We start from the raw sequence: 11,804 nt of genomic DNA on the forward strand, positions 1-11,804 counted from the left end.
TCCCAATCATCGGCCGCAGGAACAGGAACTTGAGCGTCGATGGCGGGCGACCGGCGCAAGACTCGCCCGCGCAAATTTCTGTACAAAAGCTGTACTAATAAAAAATACAGTAAAGTTTTCGGCGTGCCGGCCGATAGCTCTGCTCAGGGCGGCATGACGCTTCGCCTCCCCGGCCCTTTCCCTCGACAGGAGATACGCCATGCCCCACCCACGGACGCCCCGCCGCGGCCAGGCCGACGCCCGGCACCAGCAGCGCATCGACCGGCTGATGTGGATGCCCGCCGGGCTGCACCTGGCGCTCTGCCTGGCCCTGGGCGTCTTCAACGGGACCCTGCCGCTGGCGATGCTGTTCGGCGGCATCGCCTTCCCGCTGGTGGCCCTGCTGCAGTGGCGCCTGCCCGGCCATGCCCTCAACGGCTACGCCATGGCGGCCCTGTTCATGGGCCTCTCGGCGCTGCTGATCGAGCAGAGCGGCGGATTGATCGAGGCCCACTTCAGCATCTTCATCATGCTCTCGGCACTGATCCTCTACAGCCGCTGGCGGGTGATCCTCTTCGGCGCCGCGGTGATCGCCGTGCATCACGTCGCCTTCACCTGGCTGCAGTACCTCGGCATGGTCAACCTCTACGCGGGCCTGGGCGAGCATGCCCACCACGATGCCGCGGCGCTGGTGGTCTGCCTGCTACAGCATGCCGGGGCCGTGGTGGCCCAGGCGGCGATACTGGGCTACCTGGCCCAGGTGCTGAACGGCATGGTGCAGGACGGCCTGCGCGTCGCCGCCTTCGCCGAACAGGCCGGAGAGGGCCGGCTGGACGCCACCTTCAGCGAGCGGGAGCGGCGCCGCCCCATCCTTGCCGCCATCGACACCATGCAGCAGCGGGTGGCGGCCACCCTGCTCAAGGCCCAGGCCACCGGCCACGAGGTCGGCACGCTGAGCGACGCGCTGTTCACCGGCCAGGCCGGGCTGCGCCAGCAGGCGGAGCGCAACGCCGCCCAGGTCGAGCGGGTCTCGGCCAGCGCCACCGAGCTGAGCGCCACCACCCGCGAGAGCGCCGCCGAGGCGAGCCGGGTGCGGGAACTGGCCGGCGAGGCCGCCGGCCATGCGCGCAGCGGCCAGGCGGAGGTCGATGCCCTGCAGCAGGCCATGCAGGCGCTGGAAGCCAACGCCGCCGGCATCGCCGAGCTGCTGGGGGAGATCGACGAGATCACCTTCCAGACCAACCTGCTGGCCCTCAACGCCTCGGTGGAGGCGGCCCGAGCCGGGGAAGAAGGCCGCGGCTTCGCGGTGGTCGCCGGCGAGGTGCGCAAGCTCTCCCAGCGCACCCGTGAGACGGCCGAGCAGATCCGCACCCGCATCCGGGAGACCGAGGAGAGCGTGCAGGCGGGCGTCAGCCGCACGCGAACCGCCAACCAGGCCATGGCGCGGGTGCTGACCGCCTTCGACCGTGTCGCACAGCGGCTGCGCGAGATCGATGGCGCCAGCCAGCAGCAGCACCAGGGCATCGAGGAGCTGGAGGGCAGCGTGCTGGAGATGCAGGCCTCGCTGCAGCACTCCACCCGCGCGCTGGACGAGGCCCACGCCACCGCCGAGCGGCTGGCCGACGGCGCCGGCGAACTGATGGCGGCGGTGGGCTCCTTCAGGCTAAGGGTCCCGTCCGCGGAGCCGCGGCTGACTCACGCCGGCTGAGGGCTGGCCAGGAAGAGCGCCAGATCCTCCAGCGGCATGGGGCGCGCCAGCAGGTAGCCCTGGAAGGTGTCACAGCCGTAGTCGGCCAGCTGCTGGCGCTGCTCCCGGGTCTCGATGCCCTCGGCCACCACCCTGAGCCCCAGGTGGCCGGCCATGGAGATGATGCCCTGCACGATCGCGGCATCCTGGGGATTGCGGGTCACGTCGCGGACGAAGCTGCGGTCGATCTTGACCGTGCTGATCGGCAGCTGGCGGAGGTAGCTGAGGCTGGAGAAGCCGGTGCCGAAGTCGTCGATGGAGACATCCACCCGCATGCCGCGCAGCGCATGCAGGATATCGATGGCCAGCTCGGTATTGTCCATCAGGATGCCCTCGGTGAGCTCCAGCTCCAGCTGCTCCGCGGGCAGGCCGGTCTCCTGCAGGGTCTGGCGCAGCGTGGCGAGGAAGCTGGGCCGGTGGAACTGCAGGGGCGAAAGGTTCACGGCGACCTTCACCCGGCCCAGCCCCTTCTGCTCCAGTGCCAGCATGTCGCGACAGGCCCGCTCCAGCACCCAGCGGCTGATGGGCATGATCTGCCCGGTGGACTCGGCCAGGGGGATGAACACCGCCGGCGAGACGAACCCTCGGCGCGGATGCTCCCAGCGCAGCAGGGCCTCCACCGCCACCAGCTCGCCGTCGCGATCCACCAGCGGCTGGTAGTAGAGCTGGAAGGCCTGGGTATCGATGGCCTCCTGCAGGTCGTTGCGCATCGAGACCCGCTCGCCGAACTTCTCGGTGATGGCGCGGGTGAACCACTGGTAGGTGTTGCGGCCCTGCTGCTTGGCCTGGAACATCGCCATGTCGGCCTGCTGCAGCAGCGCCTGGGGGTCGGCCATCTCCGGCTCGCTGAGGGCGATGCCCACGCTGCAGGTCAGGTAGAGCTCCTGGCCGTCGACGCAGTAGGGCTGGGCGATCAGCGGCATCAGCCGCTCGACCACTTCCAGCACCTGCTCCTCACTCAGCAGCCCGGGGAGCAGCAGCACGAACTCGTCTCCGCCGAGCCGCGCCACCGTATCGCCGGCCCGCACGGCGGCCTCCAGGCGCCGGGCCACCTCGATCAGCACCCGGTCGCCCACCGCATGGCCGAGGGCGTCATTGATCGGCTTGAAGCCATCCAGGTCGATGAACAGCACCGCCAGGCGGTGCCGCTGGCGCTGGGCCAGCGAGGCGTCATGGGCCAGGCGATCCTCGAACAGGCTGCGGTTGCCCAGCCCGGTCAGTGCGTCGTGGCTGGCATGGTGCGCCAGCTTCGCCTCGTAGCTCTTGTGCTGGGAGACATCGTGCTGCACGCCGACGAAGTGGGTCACCTCTCCTCGGCCGTCCCGCACCGGCGAGATATAGAGGTCGTTCCAGAAGGGCGTGCCGTCCTTGTGGTAGTTGCAGAGCGTGACGTGGACCTCCTCGTGGCGCGCCAGCCGGGAGCGGATGGCCTCGACCGCCTCCGGGTCGGTGTTCTCGCCCTGCAGGAAGCGACAGTTGCGGCCCTGGGCTTCCTGGCGGGAGTAGCCGGTCAGCCGTTCGAAGGCCGCATTGACGTAGATGATCGGCAGGTCGGGCCGGTTGGCATCGACGATCACCACGCCGTTGATGCTGGACTCCACGCTGCGCTCGAGCAGCCGCAGGGAGCGCCGGCTCTGCTGGCGCTCCACGGCGAGGGCCACCAGGCCAGCGGCCTTCTCCAGCAGCGCCATCTCCCCTGAGCCGGGGGCCCCGGGCTGGCGATAGTAGGTGGCGAAGGTGCCCAGGAGGCGGCCATCGCTGCCCAGCACCGGGCAGGACCAGCAGGCCGCCAGACCATGCTCCCGCAGCAGCGGGTGAAAGCCGGACCAGCGGCGGTCCTGCGCCAGGTCGTCGCAGATCACCGGCGCCTGCAGGAAGGCCGCGCTGCCGCAAGCCCCGGCCCGGGGGCCGATGGCGATCTCGCGGATGCCTTCGCAGTAGGCGGCCGGCAGGCTGCCCCCGGCGGCCAGCCGCAGGACCCGGCCATCCTCGCTGGCCAGCATGATCGAGCAGAGCGAGCCGGGCAGCTGGCGCTCCAGCATCCGGGAGATCTCGGCCAGCGTCGATTCCAGCGGGGCCTCGCAGGCGATCATGGTCTGAATCGCGTGCTGGGCCTCCAGCTGGGAGCGGGCCGACGCCAGGGCGCGGGAGCGCGCCATCAGCTGCCCGGAGAGCCCCAGGCTGAAGGCCAGCAGCCAGCTCAGCAGCAGCCACCCGGCCGAGATCCGGGCCGGCGCCAGGCCCGCCTGCAGCCAGTCGTGCTGGGGGCCCGGATAGGCCGCCAAGGTCAACCGCGTGCCGCCGGGCAGGCCGACGTGGCGCCGCGCCAGCAGCTGATCCTCGAAGAGCCCCGCCGTGGCCCAGGGCAGGGTGCCGGGCAGGCGCAGCTCCAGCAGCGGCCGGGCAGCCTGCTCGACCCTTACCCGGTAGAGGCCCAGCTGGACACGCAGCTCGTTACCCAGCAGCGTCGCCGTATCCAGCAGGGTCACCAGCTGCTGGCCGCTGCTCGGCACCGCGATGACCATCAGCGCCAGGCCCGGGCTCTCGGCACTCGGTACCATCATGCGCGGCTCCTCGAACGGCGCCGCCAGCCATTCCATCACCGCCGCGTCCTCCAGCTGAACGCGCAGCCACTCCGCCCGGCCTGCATCGCGGCCGTGAACCCACACCCACTCGCCGGACCCATCACGCAGGCCGATCCCCTGCAGGCTGCCGGCATCATTGAGGTAGCTCTGGACGTCGCGGCGCATCACCCCCGCGTCCAGCTCACCGCCGGCCGCATCCAGCCGGTCCGCCATGCGGCGCATCAGGGTCAGCCGCGAGGCCATCACCTGTTCGGCGTTCAGCTGGATGTTGTCGAGCAGATAGCCCGCCTGGCGCTGGGTCGCGGCATGCTGCTCCCCACTCAGCACGGCCCAGGCGAGACTGCTGGCCAGCACCCCCGCCAGCCCGGCCACCATGGCCAGGCGCCCCAGGCGCTGCCGGCGCCATAACAGCCCCACCAGGGCGAGACCGGCCAGCAGCAGAGCCAGGTAACCACCCGCGCCCAGCAGGCCGAACAGCGGCGACGCGCCGGGGGCCAGCCACCCGGACAGCAGGCCGGCCAGGCCCAGGGTGGCGAGAAGGGTTGCCACCATCAGCAGCAGCGCATCCAGCGCCAGGTAGCGGATCTTGATCGGCATGCCACGTGCTCCTGCTGTGGGTGTCGCGAATGATGGGTTACGGGTCTTGTGCGCCATCGTCAGCGCAGTCGCTCGATCGCCTGGAAGCGCCCTTCGGCCGAGAAACGCAGCCGGAAGACCCCGTGCACCCCGTCCCGGGTCACCACCCGGCGCAGCGCCTCGGCGGGGAAGATCACCCGCCGGCCGTCCAGGCTGCGGGTATGGACCTGGCCCGTCCGCCCCTCGTAGTGGGCCAGGCAGGCCTCGGGGGAGAGCTCGATGATCACGTCGACGACGGGCATGATGACGATTCCTGGCCGTCCGCCGGGGCGGGAATGCCATCCCGCACCGGTTCGAACCTCTCGTAACGGTTCTTGCCCCGGCGCTTGGCGCGGTACATGGCCTGGTCGGCCTGGCGCAGGAGCTGGTCGGCATCCAGCTCCTCGCCGGCCGGGTAGAAGGTGACACCCAGGCTTGCCGAGACCTCGAGCCGCTGGCCATCGATCTCGACCGGCGCCGCCGCCACCCTCCGCAGGCGCTCCAGCACCGGCAGGCAGGCCGCCTCGGAATCCAGATCGCCCAGCACGGCCACGAATTCGTCGCCCCCCAGGCGCCCCAGGGTGTCGCTCTCGCGCAGCGCCGCCTTCATGCGGCGACCCAGCTCGATCAGCAGGCGATCCCCCATGGCGTGCCCGTGGGCGTCGTTGACCGCCTTGAAGCCGTCGAGGTCGATGAACACCAGCGCCAGGCGCTGCTGATGCCGCCTTGCCGCCGCCATGGCCTGGCGGATCCGGTCGGCGAGCAGGGTGCGGTTGGGCAGCCCGGTCAGGGCGTCGTAGTGGGCGATATGCTCCAGCTCCTGCTGATGGGCCTTGAGCGAGGTGATATCGGCGATCAGGCCCACGTAGCGCTGCACCTCGCCGCTGTCGTCACGCACCGCGCTGATGGTGAGCCGCTGGGGATAGACCCGCCCGCCCCGGTGGCGATTCCAGATCTCGCCGTCCCAGTAGCCGCGGTCGAGCAGCTTCTCCCAGAGGCTGGCGTAGAACTGTGCGTCGTGGCGGCCCGAGCTGAGCAGGCTCGTGCGCTGCCCGATGGCTTCCTGGCGTGAGTAGCCGGTGATCTCGCTGAAGGCCCGGTTCACCTCGATGATCCGGCCCGCCGGCGAGGTGATCATGATGCCCTCGTGGGTATGGCTGAAGACGCTGGCCGCCAGCCGCATCTGCTCGCGCTGTCGCTTGAGCTTGCGGTTGCGGCGCGACAGCAGCACCAGCAGCAGGACCACCACCAGCAAGGCGCCCAGCAGCGCCAGCAGGTAGGGGCGGTGCTGCTCCCAGATATCGTGCCAGGTGATCGGCGGCGACTGGTCGAAGGGCGGCAGGCGCAGGCTGCGCGCCAGGTTCTCCACGGGCAGGTAGTCCATGGGCGGGGCGAAGCCGGCGATCCCCGCCGCCCGGGCCACGGGGTGTTCCGGGGCCAGGGCGAACAGGGCCATGGCGATGCGCTGTACGGTGGCCCGCTCGACCTGGGGCAGGGCGATCAGCGGCCACTCCGGGTAGAGCCGCGTCGACACCGCGAAGGGAAAGCCCGCCAGCCGCTGGGCATTGAGCACCTTGAGCCGGTTGCGGTCGAGCCGGCCATCCCGGGAGAGGCTCTCCAGCACGCCGGTACGCACGAAGCCGGCATCCACCAGCCCCTCCAGCACGGCGTCGACCACGGCATCGTGGCTGCCCAGCTGCAGCAGGGCGAGGTCCCGGGCCGGCGACAGCCCGGCCTGCTGGATCTCGTAGGCCTGGGTCTGGTAGCCACCCAGGAAGCGCTTGCCGGGTATCGCCACGCTGCGGCCCTTGAGGTCGCGCAGGCCGGCGATGTCGTCGCGGTCCGCCCGGGTGATCATCACGCCCCCCAGGGCGCTGACTTCCTGACCATGCTCCAGGCGAATCTGGGTGGCCAGGGCGCCGGTGAGGCTGTTGCGGCTGCGCACCTCCAGGTAGTGGCTGGGGTTGGTCATCAGCAGGTCGATCTGGCGGTGGGAGATGGCGCGCTCGATCTCGTCCAGCCCCAGCACCTGCAGCGTGACCCGAGCCTCGGGCAGCTGGGCATCCAGGTAGTCGACCAGCGGCTGGTAGCGCTCGATCATCACCGCCGGCTCGCGGTAGGCGAAGATGCCCAGCACCAGGTCGTGCTCGGCCTGGGCCTGGGGCACCAGCACGGCGAGCCAGAGCGTCAGGACGCCGAGCCCACGACAGAGGTTCCGCCTCATGACACCGGCCCCCTGGGCAGGTAGCGCGCCTCCATCAGGCCCTCCAGGCGATCGGGGGCGGCCAGCGTGGCAAGGCACTCTCGACGCTGCATCTCTCCTCCCTGCTGCCTTCGGCCCGTGGGAATGGCATTGCAAAAATGCCCGCCATGATACCCTCCCTCGTGCGGCGGCGGGCGTTGTCAGGTCAATTCAGCAGCCTTTGGCTACAACCTCCCTCGCTTATCGGCGCGAGCCGGGTTGCCTTTAGAACAAGGCGACTAAAGTCCCATGCCGAGAGGCCGATATGGAAACCTCTTCCAATCTACCCTTTCGTCGAGATCCCACCATGCCCGATACCCAGCCTGCCCCCAGGCGCTCCATCAGCCTGCAGACCCGCCTGCTGCTGCTGGTCCTGATCCCCCTGCTGATGGCCATCCTCGCCCTGACCGTCAGCCAGGCCCTCTCACGCGTTCAGGACGGCCACGCCCAGCTCGCCCAGCAACGCCAGCTGCTGCTGGAGACCCGCCAGGCCGGCGTGCAGGACGTGGTGCAGAGCGCCCGTTCCGCCATCACCCCCGTGCTCGAGAACCCGGCGCTCAGTGCGGCCGAGAAGCGCCGCCGGGCGGCCGAGGTACTCCGTGCCATCCGCTTCGAGGGCGACAACTACATCTTCGTCTACGACGTCGACGGCACCAACGTGGTGCTGCCTTACAGCCGCGAACGGGAAGGCACCGACATGAGCGGCCTGCGCGCACCGGACGGGCGCTACCTGGTGCGCGACTTCATCGAGGTCGGCCGCAGCGGCGGCGGCCGCTACGACTACCCCTGGGAATACCCCGGCACCGACCGCGTCGAGCCGAAGTACTCCTACGTGGACGCCATTCCGGAGCTCGGCTGGGTCCTCGGCGCCGGCGTCTATGTCACCGATATCGACGAGAGCATGGCCGAGGCCGAGGCCGTGGCGGCGACCGAGCTGCGCCAGAGCCTCACCAGCGCTGCCCTGATCGGCCTGCTGATCTTCGCCGGGGTCGCCGCGCTGGGCACGCTGCTGGTACGCCACACCGTTCGCCCGATTCGGGATACGGCCGCTGCCATGGGCGAGATCGCCCGTGGCCAGGGTGACCTGACCCGACGCCTCACCGCCGTTCGCGATGACGAGCTGGGGGACCTGGCCACCCAGTTCAACGCCTTCGTGGCACGCATGCAGGCAACCCTGCGCGACGTGCGGCGCAGCACCTACAGCGTGGATCGCGCCGCCGGTGAGATCGCCCAGGGCAGCGACGAGCTGGCCACCCGCACCGAGCAAGCCGCCGCCAACCTGCAGGAAACCTCCGCCTCCATGGAGGAGATCACCGCCACGGTGAACCACAGCGCCGAAGCCGCCGAGCAGGGCAACCGGCTGGCCCAGGAGACCGCCGGCGTGGCCCGCGAGGGAGAAGCCGCCATGCGCGAGGTGGCACGCACCATGGCCGATATCGACCACTCCGCCGGACAGATCAGCGAGATCATCACCCTGATCGATTCCATCGCCTTCCAGACCAATATCCTGGCGCTCAACGCCTCGGTGGAGGCCGCCCGCGCCGGCGAGAACGGACGCGGTTTCGCGGTGGTTGCCCAGGAGGTGCGCTCCCTGGCCAGCCGCTCCAGCGAAGCGGCCAAGGAGATCCGCACGCTCATCGATGCCTCCGTCTCCCACACGCGGGAAGGCACCGGGCTGGTGGAGCGCGCCGGCACCACCATGCAGGGCATCGTGGAGAGCGTCTCCCGCGTGAACGAGGTGATTGCGGCGATCAGCGCCGGAGCCCGCGAGCAGAACAGCGGCATCAGCCAGATCAACACCGCGGTGGCCGAGATGGACACCATGACCCAGCAGAACGCCGCCATGGTGCAGCAGACCGCCTCCGCCGCGGAGGAGATGCGCCGGCATGCCACTCAGCTGAGCACGCTGATCGATACCTTCGTGCTGGGCGACGACCCGCAGCTCAAGGCGCAGAGCACCACCCCACCGCCTGCCCGCCCCCAGCCTTCGCCGGCCCGACCGCCACGGCAGCCCACCGCCGCAGAGGAGGAGTGGGAGACCTTCTGACGCCCCTAAAGAATCCGGCGCGGCGGCCATGTTCATGGGCCTCTCGGCGCTGCTGATCGAGCGAGAGCGGCGCCGCCCAGGTCGAGCGGGTCTCAGCCAGTGCCACCGAGCTGAGCGCCACCACCCGCGAGAGCGCCGCCGGCGGGCTGATGGCGGCGGTAGGCGTCTTCCGGCTGGGGGGGGGGGGGAGCGCCGCATGGTGGCGCCGACGCCGAGAGCTACGTCGATGCAGGGCAGGGGTTCAGGAAGGAAGTGAGGCCGCCTGCCGCGCCGGTTGGCTGACGACAGGCGGCCTCGGGGTCCCGCGTGGTGAATCAGGCCCGGGCGTCCGGGCCTTTCCGGCTCAGCCGAACAGCCAGCTGGCGGGGTTCCTGATCGGCTCGTCACGAGAGACACGCACGAGGCCCATGATCATCCGCGTATAGAACCAGACCACCAGCAGCAGCCCGGCGATGGTGACCACCGGCAGCAGCAGGTAGCCGATGCCGATGAACATCAGGGCGAAGGAGAGGGTATAGGCCAGCATCAGGCCCACGCCGCCGATCAGGCTGATCCAGAAGGTACGTATCTGGAAACGGTAGTGGCTCTCCAGCAGGGCAGACCCGCTGCCTCGCTTGACGTAGCAAAGCACCACGGCGATGAGACAGGTGATGCCAAGCAGCATGGTGGCGAGGTTAAGGCCATAGGTCACGAAGGCGAAGGTCTTGTCGTTCTGGGCAGCGGAGCTGGCCGGACTGGCAGGCGCTTCCAGGGTGGTGTCGTTGTGGCTCATGTCGTTTCCTCGGGATTGGGTGCGTGGAAGTCCACGGAGTACCTGGGAGCCGAGGATCGGCCCCCAGGGGGTATCAGGCCGCCAGGGTATCTAGCGGTGCGTAGTCGCCTTCCGGGGTGCGGCACCAGATGGCACCATCCGCCACAACGCGGTCTTCTACCGACAAAGAGGTGCGCGTCGGGCGACAGTGGGTCCCCGTGGCCAGGCTCGCGAGCCTGGCCTGTTCCTCGGAGCTCACGGACTCGCCCCGCACTTCCGCCAGGTAGGCCACGGACTGGCTGTCGTGGGCCGGTACCGCCTTGCCATAGATGATCTGGCCGTCCACATCGCGGCGCTGTTCACTGGTCCAGTCCATGGCGCCGGCGCTGCCCTCATCGGCCATCAGCGCCTGGCGGGTGGTCTGCGCCAGCGACTCCTGCTCCTGCTGGTTGAGGTGGTCGGCGAAGCGGTTGCCGACATAGCCCCCCAGGGCGGCGCCCAGCGCCATGGCGACCAGACGGCCGTTGCCATCCCCCAGCTGGGAACCGGCCACCGCGCCTACCAGCGACCCGACGCCGGTCCCCAGGGCGGAGCGCTGTTGGGGAGAGAGGGTCTGGCAGCCGCTGAGCAGCAGGCCGAAGGCCAGCATGGCCGCCACGACGATGGCGGGGCGAAACGTCTTCTTCATTTTTCGAGCTTCCTGCGTGGGTTGGGTGTTGCGGGTTACCGACCGACGGAATGTCAGCGCCTCACCTCGGCTTCCATCGGGAGCAGTGCCGGGTTGTCGGTGTCTGCCAGCCGGTCGTTACGAAATCCCAGATGGCCCGACAGCGAACCTCGGCTGCCCTCCAGGAAGACGTTCTCGGGGTCCTCGAACAGCAACGCCGTGGCCAGCTTGCCCTCGAGCTGGCAGCGGTCATCCTGGCTGCAGAGCAGGCGGCCGCCCTCGAAGTGCGCGCTGCGGCTATCGGTGCCGAGATCGACGAAGCTGTCGGTCAGGCGCCCTCCGGCGTCCGCCATCAACTGCATCCGTCCCTGAAGCCGGCGACCATCGGCGTCGACCTCCAGGTCGTAGCTCGCCACGCTGGAGGGACGCACCGCCCGCACGGCCAGCTCGCGGGAGAAGTCCACCGGGTAGCCGTTGGCCAGATACACCGCCTGCTGCATGAAGCCGCTCAGGGCGTCCGCGGCGGCGGGGTCCTCCAGCACGGCACCGGTGCCGAAGCCGTAGACCATGGCCCCCTGGAAATCGAGGCGTGGCAGGCCATCCACCGCGGCCATCGCCAGCTCGAGACGCTGCTCGGCGTCACCCGCCAGGATCGCCTCCACGCCGGCCAGGCCGGAGTTCTCCACCATGTCCGAATAGAGGATCACGCGGGTGGGCAGGTCGCTGTCGAAGCGTGCCGCATCCGCCTGCAGGGCGCGCAGCAGGTGCCGCTCCTCCAGGCGCTCGGCGGCCAGCCGCTGACGCGTCTGCGGTGCCCCGTCATAGGCCTGCCCCACGCGGTCCTGCATCTGGACCTCGACCTCCTTCTGCAGATCGGGCAGCTGGTCGATGAGATCATTGGTCAGCAGGCCTCTGATACCGTTGCTGGCGAAGCGATCGTGATAGCGCTCCTCGATGACCGGATAACAGAGCGTGGAACCATAGGACTTGGCGGTGCCCTCGGCGCTGTCCAGCACCACGATCTCCAGCGGCTCGGCGGTGGTCATGGTCTGCTGAAGCATCTGGTTCAGCGCATGTGTCAATGGCCATCAGAACTGACCCACCAGCGGTCAACAAAATTGACCCACCCGTGATCGTCAGCTGAGCGTCTTCTGCTTCAGCCGGTAGCTCT

General features: G+C 69.6%; 8 protein-coding genes. 2 read left to right on the plus strand and 6 right to left on the minus strand.

The genetic code is table 11. From position 1 onward, the window contains the following. The first annotated feature begins 199 nt into the window (after nt 1-199). Nucleotides 200-1,687, plus strand: coding sequence for a methyl-accepting chemotaxis protein (locus BDK63_RS02890; RefSeq protein ID WP_183329819.1), 1,488 nt, complete (start codon nt 200-202; stop codon nt 1,685-1,687). On the opposite strand, the gene BDK63_RS02895 is transcribed toward BDK63_RS02890, so the two are convergent. Genes BDK63_RS02895 through BDK63_RS02905 form a run of 3 tightly spaced genes read right to left on the minus strand, consistent with a single transcriptional unit; the run spans nt 1,675 to nt 7,150 of the window. After that, nucleotides 1,675-4,908 (minus strand): putative bifunctional diguanylate cyclase/phosphodiesterase, encoded by a 3,234-nt coding sequence (locus BDK63_RS02895; protein ID WP_246385717.1) that lies wholly within the window; start codon nt 4,906-4,908, stop codon nt 1,675-1,677. The two genes, BDK63_RS02890 and BDK63_RS02895, sit on opposite strands and share 13 nt — an antisense overlap. A gap of 59 nt (nt 4,909-4,967) precedes the next feature. Beyond that, on the minus strand, nt 4,968-5,189 hold the full coding sequence (locus BDK63_RS02900) for a DUF2835 family protein (protein WP_183329820.1): 222 nt from the start codon (nt 5,187-5,189) through the stop codon (nt 4,968-4,970). Further along, on the minus strand, nt 5,171-7,150 hold the full coding sequence (locus tag BDK63_RS02905) for a PhnD/SsuA/transferrin family substrate-binding protein (protein WP_183329821.1): 1,980 nt from the start codon (nt 7,148-7,150) through the stop codon (nt 5,171-5,173). Before BDK63_RS02905 ends, BDK63_RS02900 begins: the two co-directional genes overlap by 19 nt. A 325-nt stretch (nt 7,151-7,475) precedes the next feature. Between BDK63_RS02905 and BDK63_RS02910 the strand changes: the two genes are divergently transcribed. Beyond that, entirely contained in the window at nt 7,476-9,215 is a 1,740-nt protein-coding gene (locus tag BDK63_RS02910; RefSeq protein ID WP_183329822.1) for a methyl-accepting chemotaxis protein, read from the plus strand. A 343-nt stretch (nt 9,216-9,558) separates the two neighbouring features. Here the strand turns inward: BDK63_RS02910 and BDK63_RS02915 are convergent, their stop codons facing one another. The 3 genes from BDK63_RS02915 to BDK63_RS02925 form a co-directional block, all read right to left on the minus strand. Beyond that, complete coding sequence (locus BDK63_RS02915; RefSeq protein ID WP_183329823.1) at nt 9,559-9,987, minus strand: DUF4870 family protein; 429 nt, start codon at nt 9,985-9,987, stop codon at nt 9,559-9,561. A 73-nt stretch (nt 9,988-10,060) separates the two neighbouring features. Beyond that, complete coding sequence (locus tag BDK63_RS02920; RefSeq protein WP_183329824.1) at nt 10,061-10,654, minus strand: glycine zipper 2TM domain-containing protein; 594 nt, start codon at nt 10,652-10,654, stop codon at nt 10,061-10,063. A 53-nt stretch (nt 10,655-10,707) separates the two neighbouring features. Continuing rightward, nucleotides 10,708-11,694, minus strand: a complete 987-nt coding sequence (locus BDK63_RS02925) for a hypothetical protein (RefSeq protein WP_183329825.1) — start codon at nt 11,692-11,694, stop codon at nt 10,708-10,710. Nucleotides 11,695-11,804 lie beyond the last annotated feature (110 nt).

The sequence above is a fragment of the Halomonas campaniensis genome (genome assembly GCF_014193375.1).
Classification (GTDB): domain Bacteria; phylum Pseudomonadota; class Gammaproteobacteria; order Pseudomonadales; family Halomonadaceae; genus Halomonas; species Halomonas campaniensis.